The organism is Nocardioides mesophilus (assembly GCF_014395785.1).
Lineage (GTDB): Bacteria > Actinomycetota > Actinomycetes > Propionibacteriales > Nocardioidaceae > Nocardioides_B > Nocardioides_B mesophilus.
This window is the reverse complement of the sequence record NZ_CP060713.1, coordinates 1,434,906-1,451,038: the sequence shown is the minus strand read 5'-3', so window position 1 is coordinate 1,451,038 and position 16,133 is coordinate 1,434,906. Positions and strand designations below refer to the sequence as shown.

Genomic DNA, 16,133 nt, shown 5'->3' with positions numbered 1-16,133 from the left:
CTCCTCGTCGTTCACTGTCTCGCAGACACTGCACCGCCACACGGTGTTCGGGTGCTACCGGGTGCGGGGCCTCGACGTGCGGTCAGCAGGGTTGGACCCCGCCCGGATCTCGTCCAGGTCGTGCGCCCCGTCACCGTCGGCGTCGTTCCTCCACGCGCTGGTCGGCTCGTTGCCGAACTTGTCGTTGCGGGAACCGGTGACCTCCTGGCGGTCCCTGAGTCCGTCCTTGTCGGTGTCGACCCGCAGCGGGTGCGACTTGAGCGTCCGGCCCCACAGGGTGTTCGTGAAGCCCCTGACCTCGACGCCGTCCTTGAGCCTGTCGCCGTCGGTGTCGCGCACGTTCGGGTCCGTCTTCACGTTGCTGAGTCGGACGGTGTCGATGCCCAGCACCTCGCGTCCGTCACCCAGCCCGTCCTCGTCGGAGTCCTTGGCCGTCGGGTCGGTGGCCAGGTTGCCGTACTTCCCGTTCGACGACCCGGTGACCTCCTGCAGGTCGCTGAGCCGGTCCCGGTCGGTGTCCGGGTCGTTCGGGTCCGTGCCGAGGGTGCTCTCCTCGGCGTTGGTGAGACCGTCCGCGTCGTCGTCGGGGACGATCGGGTGGCTGCAGTCCACGCCCCCGACGGGAACCTTGATGTCGGCGTACAAGGTTCCTGCTGTGACGCTGCCGACCGTCCCGAACTGGCTGTCGGTGAACTGGGCCGCGAAGCTGGGCGCATAGCTGTTGGCGGTGGTTCCGTTCTCAGCCATCTCGTACCCGGAAGCGCCCATCGAGACGATGAGGTCTATCGAGGCATTGGGGTTGGCCGGGTCGATGTACCGGGTCCGGGACCCGGGCGCGAGGACCGTGACCTTCCCGTTCCGCTCCTCCACCGTGATCACGGAGTCGACCGCTTCGAAGGTGCTCGGGTTCACCCCGTCCGCGGTGGTGACCATCTTTGCCGCGGAGGCGGTGACCTTGACGGTGCCGTTCAGGAGGCTGTAGCGGGCTCCCGAGTACTCGCTCGTGCTCACCACCCCCCGCATGCCCGGCTGTCCGTTGGTGATCATCCGGGTGCTCGAGGTGACGGTCTCCGGGGTGAGGAGATCCACCAGGTCGACAGCCGTGCGCGGGTCGTGGAGGTAGTCATACGGTTCCACGTCGAGGCTGTCGGTGGTCAATGTGGAGGCGGTCATCGGGACCCCTGCCGGGGTGCAGAGGCCCGCTGCCGGGAAGTCCGTCTGGGCGGAGGTGGACGCGGCTCCGATGGTGAACTCGCCGCCGACCGTGGTGGCCGGGGAGGAGTCAGTGATCGGGCCGGGCCCCTGGACCGGGTCCACGTGCTCGGCGTTCACGGCGGTGTTCTCGGGGGCTGCCGGGCTGGACTGCACCCCTTGGCCCATGCTGGCGCGGGCGTCGCCGTCGGAGGTCGCGGAGACGTGACCGAAAGCCACTCCGATCCACACGCCCTTGTCGAACTGGGTCATCGGCACTGCGAGCTTGCTGGTCAGACCGGTCGCCTGAGCCGAGGCGGTGAACTGTCGCGCCGGGTCGCTCTCGGCGTTGGCTGGTGCAGCCGCGCTCATGCTGAGGCCGGCGACGGTGAGGCTGGACACCGCCATCAACGACAAGGAGGCACGGACGGGGCGGCGGTGCGTGAGGTTGCGCATGCGGAAGGGCTACCTGATCTCCTGGTCGGTCAGTGATGACCGCAGTGCGCCGAGACGCGACACCGGAGCTGCAGCGTGACACGGAACCGGCAGAAATCTGTCTCTTTCCAACAACCCACCCCACGCGGGGCTTCCGCGAGCCGGCGCCTACGGCTTGCGCCAGACGGAGACGTGGCTCTCGCTGTCGGAGGTGAACGGGCTGCCGTCCCAGTCGGCGACCCGCTGCTCGAGCTCCAGCCCGGCCAGCTGCGCCATGAGATCGCACTCCGCCGGCCAGATGTAGCGGAAGTTGCTGGGGCCGTACGTCGCCTGTCCGTCGCCGGTGGCCCGGTAGTGGTGCGAGGTGCCGCGCTGGGTGGTGAGGTCATAGGTGTCGAAGCCCAGGTGCCCCTCGTCGATGGCGAAGGGGACCGCGACCTGACCCGGCGGAAGTCGGCGGATCGGGGGCACCCACAGTTCGATCACGAATCGACCGCCGGGGCGCAGGTGCCGGGAGGCATTGCGGAAGCAGGCGACCTGCTCCTGCTGGCTGCGCAGGTTCCCGATGCTGTTCCAGACCAGGTAGACCAGGGAGAACTCGCCGGGCACCCGGGCGGTGGCCATGTCACCGACGGTGACCGGCAGCGCGGCCTCGTCCGCCTTCCGCCGCAGCTGGGCGACCATCGGCTCGGACAGCTCGATGCCCGACACGGGGATGCCGCGGGCAGCGAGCGGGACGGCCACGCGTCCGGTGCCGATCGCGAGCTCGAGCGCCGGCCCGTCCGCGGCCAGGCGCGCGAGGAAGTCGACGGCCGGGTCGAGCACCTCGGGCGCGAACATGTCCGCGCAGAGCTCGTCGTACCGCTCCGCCGTCGCCTGGTCCCACAGGTCGCTGCTCGTCATGGCGCCCGAGCCTGCCGGGCCGGGACAGCCGTGTCGACGGGTTTTCCGGGTACGGCGACGCGCGCCGACGGCGGCGATCGGTCCCTCAGCCCGCGCGGATCGTGATCTCCTCGCCGACGCGCAACGCCTGGTGCGCCGCGCCGAAGGCCTCGTCGAACGCCGCGAGCGTCCACGGAGTGCTGTCGTGGGCCGACAGCGCCACCAGCCCGGGACCGCGGGCCCGGATCGAGGCGATCACGGCCCGGGCGTCGCCCTCGCTGATCGGCCGCCACGGCCAGTTCGGGCTGCCGAGGATCGCCTGCGGCATCAGGGGTGTCCCGGCGGCGTGCACCGGCAGGTGCAGCCCGCCGATCACGGCGTAGACGGGAGCGTCGACGATCTGCTCGGCCTCGGCCAGCGTCTTCTCGATCTCGGGGTGACCGCAGCCGGTGAGCACCACCAGACCGCGATTGCGGACGTTGACGACCAGCGCCTGCTCGGCGACGGGGCCGAGCCAGAACAGCATGCGGCGCAACGGCGGCAGCACCGCCACACCGGTCCCGAGCACCCGCGCCTCCTCGACGACGCAGACGTCAGCGCGTGGATGCTCCATGTCGGTCGGGACGAAGGCCGGCAGCGAAGCCGGCAGCGGCTGCTCCCTGCCGAGGCTGAAGGTGTGCCGCAGCTGCGATCGCGCGCCCCCGACGTGGTCGAGGTGCAGGTGCGAGACCACGAGGCAGTCCAGGTCCTCGACGTGGACCCCGAGAGCCCGTGCGTTCGTCTCGAAGGGTGTCTCGCCACGACCCATCCCGAGCCCGCAGTCGAAGAGCAGCGTCAGCCCGTCGGCCCGGAGCAGGTAGGACACCCCCGCCTCCCCGCGCAGCCCGGGGTCGCGGGTCAGCCGCTCCACGACCGGCATGATCGTCACCGAGTCCACCGCTCCCAGGTGGCCCAGGGTCCTCTCGAGTCCGGTCGTGCGGTGTCGGCTCGCGGCGTTCCGCCCGACGACGTACCGTCCGGCGAGCGCCGCCGCCAGCGCAGCGGTCGCGGTGGTCCCTGGCCCGACCCGCATCGATGCACCTCCGGCACCAGGCTCCGTAGTGGACGAGCCGCGGGCCAGGGGCGAAGGTCCGTCGGCGACCCGACCGCCCGACAGGTGGGCGCGGGGCCGGAGAAATGGTGACTGCTCCGACACAACCCCCAGACCGCTCCGCGGAGTCAGGTGAGCAGAAGGGGGTGGTGTCAGATGGACACCGTGACGAGCAACGCCGATGCGGCCACGTTCGAGGAGTACGCCGGCGCTGCCTGGCCCTCGCTCTACCGCTACGCCTACCTGCTCACCGGCAACCACGCGGATGCCGAGGACGTCGCCCAGCAGACGCTGGTGAAGGCCTACCGGTCCTGGGGCCGGGTCAGGGACTCGGACGCGCCGACCGCCTACCTCCGTCGGATGCTCACCAACACCTACCTGTCGCAACGGCGTCCGAAGGGACGACGGCTCGAGCTGCTCACCGACGAGCCCCCGAGCCGGGTCTCGCCCGGGCAGCCGGCCCCGAGGACCGGATGGCGCTGTGGCCGCACGTGAAGTCGCTGCCGCCGCGCCAGCGCGCCGTGATCGTGCTCCGCTACTACGAGGACCTCAGCGAGCAGGAGATCGCGGAGGCACTGGGCTGCTCGCGGGGCAACGTGAAGTCCACCGCACACCACGCACTCAAGGCACTGCGAGCCGCGATCGGCTCCGACGGCGCGACCGGGAGGGAGAACTGACATGTTCATCGACATCGAGGAGACCCTGGGTCGTGAGCTGCGCGAGGTGGCCGACGGACTGCCGGTCCCACCCATGCCGCCGGTGGCGCAGGAGCCGCCCCGCACGCGGCGGCAGTGGCAGCCGCTGCTGGTCGCTGCCTCGGTCGTGCTGGTCGTCGCCGGCGTCGCCACGGTGGCGCAGGTCCGTGACCACCAGGAGCCGGCGCCTGCCCCGGCTCCGACCACGCCCAGCAGCACCGACTCGGTCGACCCGCTCCCCACGAGCGCGCCGAGCGTCCCCAGCACCGACCCGGTCGGCCGTCTCTCGACGAGCTCTCCGAGCGTCCCCTACGTCCTCGGGCAGCGGTTGTACGTCGACGGCGGGCTGGTGCCGGGCAGCTGGTGGTCCGTGCAGGCCGGTGAATCCGGATGGCTCGCGCTGCGCACCGACGGCACCTGGTGGTGGGGCCGGGGACCGGTGCCGAACGAGCTCACCGGCGCGCACGACGTACCGCCGGTCCTCTCGCCGAACGGCCGGTACGTCGCCGCGACCGGCGTCGAGAACGGCCGGGGCAGCCTCACCTTCGTCGAGACCGACGCCGGCGGGGAGCAGCCGGGAGGCGTCCCGATCGACCTCGGCGACCGTCAGGACGGCAGCGCGGTCACCATCCGGGCCGTCACGGACGACGGCAGGGTGATCGCCCAGGGGACGAGGACCAGCCTGCTGTGGCTGCCTCTCGCGGCAGCCGGCGACGACACCGTCGACCTGAGCGTGACCGCGCCGGGGCAGGAGATCCTGGCGGGGACCTCTGCCGGCCTGGTCGTGACCGACGGTGCCGGCGGGGAGCCCTACCTGGCCGAGCTCTCCGATGCCGGCGAGATGACCCGGACCGGCGGCCTGCCGGCCCACGACGACCTCGTGGTGAGCCCGGGGGCCCGCTGGCTGGCCTGGACCGCTCCCGGGACCACCGGTGGTGAGGCCACCTCGGTCCCCGCGCTCCAGGCACGGTCCGTCGACGGCAGCCGGACGGCCACGCTCACGCCCCCGGCGGGTTGGGACTTCCTGGTCCGCACGTGGGTGTGGGAGGACGACGAGCACCTCGTCTCCGGGGTGGTCCGCGAGGGTGCCGGGGAGGAGCGGATGGCACGCTGCAGCCCCCAGCCGGCCCGCTGCGTGCTGGTCAGGAGCCGGTGACCCAGCGATGGCGCCCAGCAGGCTAGAACGGGCTCATCACCTGGTCGATGCCGTGGGCGATCTGCCGGTTGCCCTCGTTGATGTTGCGCAGGGCCGGGATCGTCCGGGCCGGCGGTGAGGCGGGCTCCCGGTCCAGCACGAAGAGCTGCCCGTCCCGGATCCGGACCCGGATCACGCCACCCGGCATCGGGGTCAGCTCGGTGGGGGCCGCGGCCCGCAGCTGCGCCCGGGTGAGCGTCTGGCCACGGACCACGTGGAAGAGCAGGAACTTGCTCGTCAGCTCGACCCGCTCCCGCCGCGTGCCGCCGGCGGAGTCCCACAGTGCGGCTGCCAGGCGACGCTCCGAGGCGATCCGGTGATCGGTCACGGCGACCCCAAAGCGGCGGAAGGCCCCGTCGGTGGGGAGGAAGGCCGTGACCCTCCGCTCGCCCTGGGTCAGGATCGCCAGCCGGCTGTCCGGCCGGGCCGCCAGGATCCGTGCCAGGATCGCGTCGAAGACGTCGAAGTCGCGAGGGTTCTTGTCGAAGCCGTGACCGTCAGCGGCGAGGACGTCGGCCAGGCTCCGGGTGCCGAGCTGCTGCTGATCGGGCGCGGCCTGGGCGGTTCCGGTCGTGGCGACCAGCGTGGTGCCGCCGACCAGCAGTGCGGTGGCCACCGAGGTGAGACGCAGGTGCATGAGGAGCTTCCTTCCTTCGAGGGATGGTGCGCGAGCCCGCGCCGCTCAGCGGCGGGCGTAGTAGACGTCACCAGGGGTGCCGGTCCGGTCCAGGGCGGCGACGGTGGCGACGCGCCGCTGGTCCGCCCAGGTGGCGTGCACCCGGCCCTGCGAGTCCATCGCCAGGCCGTTGTAGTCGCCGATGAACCGCGAGCACTCGACGCAGCCCGCCACCCCGGCGCGGAACCACAGCGAGTGGTCGGGGTCGGACTGCGCGGTGGACGCCGACTGGTAGCTCCAGGTCGCGCCGTCGTCGGTGGAGGTGGCGATCGTGAAGCCGTACGTGTCCCGGGTGGGGTAGTCGGCGGTGCCGTCCATGTAGCCGACGGCCAGCTTCCCGTCGTGTGCCGCTGCCCAGGGCATCCACTTGTCGGCCGGCCCGGAGGTGACCCGGATCGGCGCGGACCAGGTAGCGCCCCGATCGGCGGACGTGGCGACGAAGACGTTGGTGTGCGTGACCGGCTCGGCGGTGTCGCGTACGCCGTCGCGGTTGTCGGTCCAGAAGACGTAGAGCCTGCCGGTCACCGGGTCGGCGGTCATGCCCTGCACCGACTGGGTCCGGAACTGGTGCCCGGTCTGCGTCGCCCGCCCGTCGACGTTGATCGGGTAGTCCGCGCCGGCGTTGCCGTTGTCGATGCCGCCGTCCTCGAGGTCGGCCACCGGCACCGGTGCCGACCAGGTGGCGCCTCCGTCGGTGGAGCGGACCACCATGATCGTGGACTCCGCCTCGTCGGGGGTCTCCCAGGCGGCCTGGTGCTGGTTGTTCTGGAAGTGCACCGCGACGGTGCCGTCCGGCAGCACCACCGGCACCGAGAACTGGTCCTCGTCGCAGACGCCGGCGGGCCCGCTGGTCTGGAACGTGCAGACGGCGGGGTTGCTGCCGCTGATGGGGCGCCCGGCCGTCCAGCTGCGGCCACCGTCGTCGGAGGTGGAGAGGTAGATCGGCGACTCGACGTACGCGCCGCGGTCCAGCGCGAAGCGCGACCAGGTGAGGTACATCCGGCCGTAGAACGGGGAGCCCGGGTCGTTGTCGGCGGTCAGCCACTCCTTGTCGTTGAACACGGCGTTCGGCGACGGGGTGATCGAGCCGCGGCCCTGGGCCACGGTGACCGGCTGCGCCCAGGTCCGGCCGCCGTCGCGGGAGGTCGCGACGCTGACGCTCAGCGAGCCGCAGTTGCCGGTGTTGCCCACCGAGGTGCAGCTGGCGTTGAGCTGCGCCATGTGGGCGGTGCCGAACTTGCGGTTGAACGCCGGCGAGGGGTCGCCGTTGCCGCCGCCCGCGCCGGAGCCCATCGGGATCTGCCCGTCGGTCCAGGTGGCGCCCCCGTCGAAGGAGACGAAGAAGCCGGTCGGGATGCGGGCCTGCAGCGTGGAGCCCTTGAAGGTGAGGTGGTAGTCGTTGGAGCCGGCCAGGAGGTGGTCGGGGTTCGCCGGGTCGACGACGATCGGCGTCTCGTCCTCGGGGCTGATCGGGTCGTCGCAGCTCAGGTCGATGTCCGCGCTCGGCGTACCGGACGACGTGCAGGTCTTGTTGTCGATCGCGCCGCCGCCGAGCGCGCCCGCGGAGGCGAGGCCCTGCAGCATGAGGGCGCTTCCGGAGAGGTTGAGGTGCACCCGGCCGTCGACCGGGTCCTCGCTGCCGGACGCCGGGGTCCCGACCGAGCTGAGTGCGACCAACGTCGCGCTTGCTGCCAGGGCCGCGCCGACCCGGCTGGTGCTTCGAGCAGAGATCCACCTGCGCATCACGGAAACCCCCTACGTGTGGTGTCGACCGGTTCGTTTCAGTCTCCAAGCGCTCCGGCACCGCGCCCATGACCCGTTGTGGCCACCATGAGGACCTCTGGTGGAGCATGGGTCTCGTTTCCAACCTCGCGTTCCGGACCTGAGCGACAGGAGGTGAACAGGTGGGTCCACGACGGCGTTCGGCCGGCGTCCGGATGCTCCGATGACCGCGCGCGCCGCGCTGGCCCGCAACCTCGCCGTGCAGCGCGACCGGTTCCGCCGGGGCGGCGCCGCCGCGGTGGCGTGGGCGCTGCGGCTGACCATGGCCGCGGTCGCCAGCTATGTGGTCGCGCTGGCCTTGTTCCCGGGCACCCAGCCGCTGCTGGCGCCGCTGACCGCGCTGCTGGTGGTGCAGGTGACCCCGGTGACCCTGGTCGCCAGCGGGTTGGACCGGGTCGTCAGCGTGGTCGCCGGGGTGTCCCTCGCGGTCGCCTTCTCCGCCATCGTCCCGCTCGCCTGGTGGAGCCTCGGGATCCTGATCGCGGTGTCGATCATGATCGGGCAGGCGCTGCGGCTGAAGTCGAACCTGATCGAGGTGGCGATCAGCGCCATGCTGGTCCTCGGGGTCGGATCGCTCGGCGCGGAGTCGGCCGGCTGGCAGCGCATCGCCGAGACCCTGGTCGGCGCGGCCGTCGGGGTCGTGACCAACCTGCTGTTCCCGCCGAAGGTGGCCACCGGGGACGCGGGGAGCGCCATCAAGAACCTCGCCGACGAGCTCAGCGTGCTCCTGGACCGGGCCGCCGAGGAGGTGGTCGAGCACGACGCGGCGGGGCCCGCGGTGGTCGCGCACACGTCGGGGTGGCTGGACGACGCCCGCGTGATCACCCACGACATCCCGCGGGTCGGCGCCGCGCTGCTCCGCGCCGAGCAGGGCCGCCGGCTCAACGTGCGCGCCCTGGGAACCCCGGACGTCGGGCCCGGGCTCCGCCAGGGCCTCGAGGCGCTCGAGCACACCGCGGTCGCGGTCCGCGGCATGTTCCGCTCGGTGCGCGACGCCACCTCCGACCCCGACTGGCCCGACGACGAGCGCGGCACCGCCGTGCTGATGGGGCTCGCCCAGGTGTTCGAGGAGATGGCGGCCGGCGTCGCCGCGTTCGGCGAGCTGGTGCGTGCCGAGGCGGAGCCGCAGCAACGGGGGGTCACCCCGCAGATCGACCGGATGAAGGAGGCCCTCGACGGACTCCACGAGGCCCGGGCGCGCCTGAGCGACCTGCTGCTCATGGACACCGACCGGGTGATCTCCGAGCTGCACTTCGCGGTGATGTCGACGGTCAAGCGGCTGCTGAGCGAGCTGGGCCTCGACGAACGCATCCGGCGGCAGGTGCGGCTGCGCACCGGGGGCCGTCCGCTGCTGCCGCGCACCGGCCGCCGGTTGCCGCCGGGCCAGCCCGGCTAGCGTGCCCGGGTGCCCGCCGCAACGCGCCGCTCGGACAGGCACACGCCGGGGAGCTCGAACCAGCGCAGCTGCTCGAAGTCCGCGGACACGACGGCCTCGGCACCGCCCACGTCGGGTGCCGGCGCCGCGTCGAGCACGGCCGCCGCCTGCTCGAGGTACTCGCCCAGGATGCTCTCCGGGGCGGTGTCCGCGAGCCGCGGGAACCGCATCGAACCGTCCGGCCCGTAGCCGACCTGGCGCAGGCGCAGCGGCGGCTCGACCGGTCCGTCACGGTGCACCCAGATCCCCCGGGCGGCGTCGAAGCGGTAGTCGCCGAGCAGCCGCCACCCGTCGCGGGCGACCAGCCGCACGGCCTCGACGATGTAGTCGAAGACCGCCTCGGAGATGAAGTAGTTGAAGTTCACCCGCACCCAGCCCGGCTTGATGCCCTCGCAGCCGTGGCTGATCTCGCGCTCGAACTCGTGGGACCGCTCGAGGTCGATGCCCAGCAGCCTGTGGCCGTACGGTCCCGCGCACGAGCATCCGCCGCGCGACTGGATGCCGAACAGGTCGTTGAGCAGCGCCACCACGAAGTTGTGGTGCAGGTAGCGACCGCTGAGCGCGCGGACCACGAAGGAGACGATCGAGAGCCGTTCGGCCTCGGGGTTGCCGAGCACCTCGATGGTCGGTTCCTGCTGCCAGCGCGCCAGGGCGCGACGCAGGTAGCTCTCCTCGTGCTCGCGGATCACCTCGATCCCGACGGCCTCCTTGAGCTGGAACACCAGGCCGGCGCGGATCGCCTCGACGATCGCCGGCGTGCCGCCCTCCTCCTTCTGCGCCGGGTCGGCCAGGTAGAGGTGCTCGTCGGCGTTCACGAACGCGACCGTCCCGCCGCCCGGCACGTCGGGCACTCGGTTGGTGAGCAGCTCCCGGCGTACGACGAGCACGCCGGGGGTGCTGGGACCGCCGATGAACTTGTGCGGGCTCAGGAAGACCGCGTCCTTGTAGCACAGGGGATCGTCGTGGTCCGGGCCGTACATGTCGATGTCCACGTAGGGCCCGGCCGCCGCGAAGTCCCAGAAGGACAAGGCGCCGTGCCGGTGCAGCAGCGAGGAGATGCGGGCGGTGTCGCTGAGGATCCCGGTCACGTTGCTGGCCGCGGAGAAGCTGCCGATCTTCACCGGCCGGTCGGCGAACCGGACCAGCTCGGTCTCGAGCCGGGTGAGGTCGATGTGCCCGTCGGCGTCCTCGGGGATCGCCACCACGTCGGCCAGCGACTCCCGCCAGGGCAGCTCGTTGGAGTGGTGCTCGTAGGGCCCGATGAACACGACCGGCCGCCGGGTGGGAGGGATGGTCTCGCTGAGGTGGTACTCGTCGTCGAGCGCGGACGGGATCCGCAGGCCGAGGACGCCGATCAGCTTGTCGATCGCGCCGGTGCAGCCCGACCCGGCGAAGACGACCACGGTCTGCTCGTCTCCACCCACCGCGTCGCGGATGATCCCGCGGGCGTCCTCGCGGAGCCGGGTCGTCTGCAGCCCGGTGCCGCTGGACTCGGTGTGGGTGTTGGCGTAGCGGGGGAGCACCTCGTCGCGGATGAAGTCCTCCAGGAACGACAGCGCCCGCCCCGACGCGGTGTAGTCGGCGTAGGTGACCCGACGGGGACCGAACGGTCCGGGCATCACCTGGTCGTCGCCGATCACCGCCTCCCGGATCCGGCGCAGCAGCGGGGTCTCCACCGGTGGTCCGCCGTGCGCACCGGCACCCATCGCCCACGCTCCTTCGTCGTCCCAGACGGCCGGCGCTGCCGCACGACCGGACTCCTGGCCGCCATGGTGGTGCAGCGGACCGGGTCGGCGGCAGGGTCGCTCGGCCGGAACGGCGGGCCGTTGGTCCCGGCGCCGGCGGCTCTCACCCGATGGCGCCGTCGACGGTGAGCACCTGCGCGGTGACGTAGGAGGCAGCGTCCGAGCACAACCAGGTGACCACGTCGGCGACCTCGCGGGGCTCCCCGATCCGCCCCATCGCGATCACCGACTCGTAGCGGGCGAGGTTGCGGGCCCGCCCCTCCTCGGTGTCGGCGGTGAGGTGCCGCTCGAGCATCGGGGTGAGGATCGCGCCGGGTCGGACGGCGTTGATCCGGATGCCCCGGGACGCGAACTCCTTGGCCGTCGTGATCGTGAGCGCCTCCAGACCCAGCTTGCCGGCGGCGTACGGCGCCGTGCCGGCGCTGAGCAGCTGGGCGTCCACCGACGACGTGTTCACGATCGCACCGCCCCCGGTCGCCAGCATCGCCGGCACCTCGTGGCGCATGCACAGCCAGGCACTGGTCATGACCACCCGGACGATCCCCTCGAACTCGGCGAGCGAGGTGTCGGTGAGCGCGCCGGAGCCGGTGACCGCCTCGATGTTGGCCGCGTTGTTGAACGCGTAGTCCAGCCGTCCGTGCCGGTCGAGCATCGTGCCGAGCAGGTCGACCACCTGCTGCTCGTCGGTGACGTCCGCGGCGACGAAGCTGACGTTGCCGTCGCGGCCCAGCTCCTCGGCGACCCGCCGGCCGCGGTCTGCGTCGCGGCCGCACACCACCACGTCGGCCCCGCGCGCGGCGAACCGCTGGGCGGTGGCCCGGCCGATCCCGCTGGTGCCACCGGTGACCAGCGCCACCCGGCCGGTCATGTCCTGCGCCAGCTCGGTGCCCATCCGACTCCTCGTCCGCGTTCCCGGCCTGTCCGCGGCGCGGGTCCCGGTGCGGGTCCCGGAGCGGATCCGGATGCCGCGACGATAGAGGAGCGCGCCCCGCCCGTGCGGGGATTCGCGCCGGGGCCGGCCTCAGCCGGTGACGGCGCCGGCCGGCGGATGGTGGCCGAACGGCAGCTCGTCGAGGTGGCCCAGTGCCGCCAGGACGCTGGGCAGCAACGCCTTGGCGGTACGCCGGTAGCCGGCGCTCGAGGGGTGGAACCGGTCGAGGGCGAACATCTCGTCGGGCCGGCTGACGAAGAACGGACCGACCACGGTGGCCAGCGAGACCGCGTGCGCGCCGAGCGACGTGGCGACCTCGCGCTGCGCGATCGCCAGCTGCCGGGAGGCGCGGCTGCCGAGGCTGCGCAGCGGTTGCGGCACCGGGCGCAGCGCCCCGAGGTCCGGGCAGGTGCCGACCACCACCGCCGTGCCGTCGGCCCGCAACCGCGTCACCGCCTCGCCGAGGTGCCGGGTGGACTCGGCGATCCGGACCCGGTGGGTGACGTCGTTGCCGCCGACGACGACCACCGCCACCTCGGCGTGGTAGCCCTCCGGCAGCGCGTCGAGCTGGGCCGGCAGCATCGAGGACTCGGACCCGACCCGGGCCGCCGTGTGCAGGCGCACCGACCGCCCGGTCGCCTTGGCCAGCCGGCTCGCCAGCTGGGCGCCCAGCGTGTGCGACGGCCTGTCGGCGCCGAGACCGGCCGCGATCGAGTCGCCGAGCAGCAGCAGGTCCAGGGGGTCGCCGTACTTCTTCTTGTAGGTGCGGTCGGCGACGTGCGCCTCCTCGCCCAGGTCCGAGACGTGGATGGTCGCTCGGGCGGTCCGGGCCTGCCGGCGCAGCAGCTCCCGGGCCAGCGCCGTCGTGGCCAGGGCGGTGGCGGCGGCGGACGACGCACCGATCACGGAGACGCGGGTGCGGCTCAAGGCGGGTCCGGCCTCAGGCCGCGGTGGGGTGGCCGGCGTGCCCCGCCGGAGCGAGTACGGCGGCGTAGTGCACGTCGAGCAGCTCGTCGACCACCTGCGGCCAGGACCGTTGCGACACCTGCCGCAACGCCCGCTCCGCGAGCTGGTGGCGCAGGTCCGGGCTGGCGGCCAGGGTGCCGACGTGGCTGCGGAGCAGCGAGGCGTCCTCGGGCGGGTAGAGCATCCCGGTGCGACGGTGCTCGACGAGGTCCAGCGGCCCGCCCGCGGCCGGAGCCAGCACCGCGACCCCGCTGGCCTGCGCCTCCTGCACGGTCTGGCAGAACGTCTCGGAGGCGCCGGTGTGCACGAACACGTCGAGGCTGGCGAAGGCCCGCGCGAGCTCGGCACCGCGCAGCAGCCCGGTGAAGCGGGCCCCCGGCAGGTGCCGCTCCAGCCAGGGACGTTCCGGGCCGTCGCCGACCACGACGAGCTGGATGCCCGGGACCGCGGCGACCTCGCGCAGCCGGCGTACCTGCTTCTCCGCGGCCAGCCGGCCGACGTAGCCGACCACGGTGAGCGAGGGATCGCCGCCGGTCCAGGACCGGACCAGCAGCGGGTCGCGCTGCCGCGGGCCGAACAGGTCCAGCGAGATGCCGCGGCGCCACAGGTGCAGGTTCGGCACGTCCCAGCCCTCGAGGTGCTCGCGGGAGGCGTGCGAGGGGACCAGGGTCCGGGTGGCCCGCCGGTGCAGGTGCGCCACCCACCGGGCGAGCAGCGGATCGACCCGGAGCCCGTAGTGCCGGGCGAAGCCGGCGACGTCGGTCTGGTAGACCGCGACGGTGGGCAGGTCGAGCCGTCGGGCCGCGCGCAGCCCGGCCGCGCCCAGCACGATCGGGGAGGCCAGGTGCACCAGGTCCGGCCGGAAGGCGGCCAGCCGCCGCTCCACCGACAGGTCGGGCAGCGCGACCGGGAAGGACCGGTAGCGCGGCAGGTCGAAGGAGCGGACCCGGAGCACCTCGACGTCGCCGTAGTGGCCGGGGCCGGGCGCGGGCGCGATCACCAGCGGCTCGTGGCCCCGGGTGACCAGCCGGTCGACGATGTGACGCACCGTGTTGGCGACGCCGTTGACCTGGGGCAGGAACGACTCGGTGACGATCGCGACGCGCATGCGGCAAGCGTCGGCTCCGGCGGTGAACGGGTGGCGACCACCAGGCGGGTGTCGTCCGAAGTCGGCGCTACGTCCTGGAATGGCTGGCACGAATGCGCGGTGGGAGGGGACCCAGGTCCCTCGACCGCGTCGGCCGGCGGGAGCAGTCTCGAAGCACCAGGGGGAGCCTGCAGGACGGGGGTGCAGGCTCCCCGGACGCGGCGGGGCTCCGGGGGCTCGGCACGGGTCGGGTCAGACCGGGGCGTCGCGGGACGGAGAGGTCATGCTCGGACCGGTGATGGTGCCCTCCGCCTTCGTTGTCGTCGGCGGCGCGGTGATGTTGTTCCTGCGCAGGGTGACGCTCGAGGAGGCCGGGCGGGAGGCGGAGCTCGGCGGACCCGGCGCCCACACGGTCGCCTACGCGGTCCCGCTCGGGCAGGACGCCGCCGTCCCGATGGCCGCGCTCGCGCATGCCGGCTTCCACTCGGTCACCGCCACCCGCAGCGGCATGGAGCTGCTGCTGATCGAGTGCCGCGACGAGGCCGAGCGGGCCCGGGTGCGCGCCATCATCGAGAAGACCGGCTGGACCCGCTACGACGGGGCCGAGATGCATCCCGCCCACGTGAGCTTCGAGGACGAGGGCTCGACCGGCTGAGCGGGGCGGCCGCGCCCACGACCCGGGCGCGGCTCAGGGCGCCGGCGACATCACCCACAGCACCTCCGCCGGCTCGGTGGCCGAGGTGTTGCGCCAGGTGTGCGGGGTCCGGCCGGGGAAGGTCATCGCGTCGCCCGCGGCCAGCGTCACCTGCTGGTCCTCCAGGACGATCTCGAGCGAGCCGCCGACGACGTACACGAACTCGGTGTCGCAGTCGAGGGTGTAGAGCTCGTCGCCACCGTGGCCGGCGCCCTCGAGCACCGTGTGGATGACCTCGATCTGCTGCTGCGTGCCGGGGCTGAGCAGCCGCTCGACCGCACCGCTGGCGCCGAAGTTGATCCGCTTGCCCGCGCCCGCCCGGACCACCGCCGTCTCCGGCGGGTCGAACAGGGCGCCCACCCGGAGCCCGATGACCTCGCAGACCGCCACCAGCGAGGCCACCGAGGGAGACGCGCTGTCGCGCTCGAGCCGGCTGATGAAGCCCTTGGTCAGGCCGCTGGCGGCGGCCACCTGCTCCATCGTCATCTTCTGCGAGAGCCGGGCGGCGCGCAGCCGGGCGCCGATCCGCACCGGCGCCCGCTCGGCGCGGGCGGGAGTGCCGGGGAGGTCGTCCGCGGGCGTGGGGCCGCCCGCGTCGGGGGCGCTCACGGCTGCAGCTCCATCGCGACCGCGCGCACCGGCGCCCCGTCGGCTCCTTCGAGCGCGATCGGGAAGAAGGTGACGAAGGGGTCCGGCCAGTCGAGGGCCTCGAAGTTGCGGAAGTTCTCCCCGATCACCCCGCCCGCCGCGGCGATCAGGTGGTGCACCGGGAAGCCCTCACCGGGGTGGTCGTCGTCGGGGGTCTCGTCGAGGTTGATCGCGTCGATGCAGAACGCGCGCACGCCGAGGTCGAGCATCCGGCGGCAGGCGTCCGCGTCGAGGAACGGGTTGGCGAAGTACGCCGGCGCGCCGTACCGCTGCGCCCATCCGGTGTGCAGCAGCACCACCGTGCCGGGGCCGAGCCGGTCGGCCACCGGGGCGACGTGCTCCCAGGTGATCCGGCCGCGCTCCCCGACGGCGGTCGCGTCGACCACGACCGCGGTGCCCGCGAACCGCTCGAGCGGCAGCTCGTCGATGCGCGGGGTGTCGGCGTCGAAGTGGAACGGGGCGTCGACGTGGGTGCCGGACTGCGAGCCCATGCTCACCTGCAGCAGGTTGAAGCCGTCCCGCTCGATGGTGCTGTGCACCTGCAGCTCGGGGCTGGGGTCGCCGGGGTAGACGACCGTCCCCGGCCCCACCGGTACAGACAGGTCCACGATGCGAGTGACCCTCATGGGAAACAACTATTGCATGTGATGCAACTCATGCCTAGCCTGCGTGCAGCGCCGC

16 protein-coding genes are annotated in these 16,133 nt (G+C 72.8%); 5 read left to right on the top strand and 11 right to left on the bottom strand.

What is annotated here, in order from left to right:
* Positions 1–54: 54 nt before the first annotated feature.
* The 3 genes from H9L09_RS06930 to H9L09_RS06920 form a co-directional block, all read right to left on the bottom strand.
* Positions 55–1,647: a hypothetical protein gene (locus tag H9L09_RS06930; RefSeq protein WP_187579943.1), complete on the bottom strand. Its 1,593-nt coding sequence runs from the start codon at positions 1,645–1,647 to the stop codon at positions 55–57.
* 147 nt (positions 1,648–1,794) lie between these two features.
* Positions 1,795–2,529 carry a class I SAM-dependent DNA methyltransferase gene (locus H9L09_RS06925; protein ID WP_187579942.1) on the bottom strand — a complete coding sequence of 245 codons (735 nt, stop codon included), beginning with the start codon at positions 2,527–2,529 and terminating at the stop codon, positions 1,795–1,797.
* Between the two features lie 85 nt (positions 2,530–2,614).
* Positions 2,615–3,580, bottom strand: a complete 966-nt coding sequence (locus tag H9L09_RS06920) for an MBL fold metallo-hydrolase (RefSeq protein WP_187579941.1) — start codon at positions 3,578–3,580, stop codon at positions 2,615–2,617.
* Positions 3,581–3,754: 174 nt separating this feature from the next.
* Between H9L09_RS06920 and H9L09_RS06915 the strand changes: the two genes are divergently transcribed.
* Genes H9L09_RS06915 through H9L09_RS06910 form a run of 3 tightly spaced genes read left to right on the top strand, consistent with a single transcriptional unit; the run spans position 3,755 to position 5,449 of the window.
* Positions 3,755–4,093, top strand: a complete 339-nt coding sequence (locus tag H9L09_RS06915; RefSeq protein ID WP_223164239.1) for a sigma factor — start codon at positions 3,755–3,757, stop codon at positions 4,091–4,093.
* Positions 4,072–4,275 carry a sigma-70 family RNA polymerase sigma factor gene (locus H9L09_RS21565; RefSeq protein ID WP_223164238.1) on the top strand — a complete coding sequence of 68 codons (204 nt, stop codon included), beginning with the start codon at positions 4,072–4,074 and terminating at the stop codon, positions 4,273–4,275. The genes H9L09_RS06915 and H9L09_RS21565 overlap by 22 nt, the downstream gene beginning before the upstream one ends.
* 1 nt (position 4,276) lies before the next feature.
* The gene (locus tag H9L09_RS06910) at positions 4,277–5,449 is read left to right on the top strand and encodes a hypothetical protein (RefSeq protein WP_187579940.1); all 1,173 of its coding nucleotides are present in this window, start codon (positions 4,277–4,279) and stop codon (positions 5,447–5,449) included.
* Between the two features lie 22 nt (positions 5,450–5,471).
* Here H9L09_RS06910 and H9L09_RS06905 read toward each other — a convergent pair whose 3' ends face one another.
* Both H9L09_RS06905 and H9L09_RS06900 read right to left on the bottom strand, forming a co-directional pair.
* Positions 5,472–6,125: a fasciclin domain-containing protein gene (locus H9L09_RS06905; protein ID WP_187579939.1), complete on the bottom strand. Its 654-nt coding sequence runs from the start codon at positions 6,123–6,125 to the stop codon at positions 5,472–5,474.
* Positions 6,126–6,170: 45 nt separating this feature from the next.
* Positions 6,171–7,907, bottom strand: a complete 1,737-nt coding sequence (locus H9L09_RS06900) for a sialidase family protein (protein ID WP_187579938.1) — start codon at positions 7,905–7,907, stop codon at positions 6,171–6,173.
* Between the two features lie 202 nt (positions 7,908–8,109).
* On the opposite strand from H9L09_RS06900, the gene H9L09_RS06895 reads away from it, so the two are divergent.
* On the top strand, positions 8,110–9,342 hold the full coding sequence (locus H9L09_RS06895; RefSeq protein WP_187579937.1) for an FUSC family protein: 1,233 nt from the start codon (positions 8,110–8,112) through the stop codon (positions 9,340–9,342).
* On the opposite strand, the gene H9L09_RS06890 is transcribed toward H9L09_RS06895, so the two are convergent.
* The 4 genes from H9L09_RS06890 to H9L09_RS06875 all read right to left on the bottom strand — a co-directional run bounded on the left by H9L09_RS06890 (position 9,339) and on the right by H9L09_RS06875 (position 14,131).
* Complete coding sequence (locus tag H9L09_RS06890; RefSeq protein ID WP_187579936.1) at positions 9,339–11,087, bottom strand: aminotransferase class V-fold PLP-dependent enzyme; 1,749 nt, start codon at positions 11,085–11,087, stop codon at positions 9,339–9,341. The genes H9L09_RS06895 and H9L09_RS06890 overlap by 4 nt on opposite strands.
* Positions 11,088–11,229: 142 nt before the next feature.
* Entirely contained in the window at positions 11,230–12,018 is a 789-nt protein-coding gene (locus H9L09_RS06885; protein WP_187579935.1) for an SDR family NAD(P)-dependent oxidoreductase, read from the bottom strand.
* Positions 12,019–12,147: 129 nt separating this feature from the next.
* Entirely contained in the window at positions 12,148–12,984 is an 837-nt protein-coding gene (locus H9L09_RS06880) for an SGNH/GDSL hydrolase family protein (RefSeq protein WP_223164237.1), read from the bottom strand.
* Positions 12,985–12,997: 13 nt separating this feature from the next.
* Positions 12,998–14,131: a glycosyltransferase family 4 protein gene (locus H9L09_RS06875; protein ID WP_187579934.1), complete on the bottom strand. Its 1,134-nt coding sequence runs from the start codon at positions 14,129–14,131 to the stop codon at positions 12,998–13,000.
* 262 nt (positions 14,132–14,393) lie between these two features.
* On the opposite strand from H9L09_RS06875, the gene H9L09_RS06870 reads away from it, so the two are divergent.
* Positions 14,394–14,765: a hypothetical protein gene (locus tag H9L09_RS06870; protein ID WP_187579933.1), complete on the top strand. Its 372-nt coding sequence runs from the start codon at positions 14,394–14,396 to the stop codon at positions 14,763–14,765.
* Positions 14,766–14,798: 33 nt separating this feature from the next.
* Here the strand turns inward: H9L09_RS06870 and H9L09_RS06865 are convergent, their stop codons facing one another.
* Both H9L09_RS06865 and H9L09_RS06860 read right to left on the bottom strand, forming a co-directional pair.
* Positions 14,799–15,413 (bottom strand): helix-turn-helix domain-containing protein, encoded by a 615-nt coding sequence (locus tag H9L09_RS06865; protein WP_223164236.1) that lies wholly within the window; start codon positions 15,411–15,413, stop codon positions 14,799–14,801.
* Positions 15,410–16,060 carry a cyclase family protein gene (locus tag H9L09_RS06860; RefSeq protein WP_223164235.1) on the bottom strand — a complete coding sequence of 217 codons (651 nt, stop codon included), beginning with the start codon at positions 16,058–16,060 and terminating at the stop codon, positions 15,410–15,412. Before H9L09_RS06860 ends, H9L09_RS06865 begins: the two co-directional genes overlap by 4 nt.
* Positions 16,061–16,133: the final 73 nt, after the last annotated feature.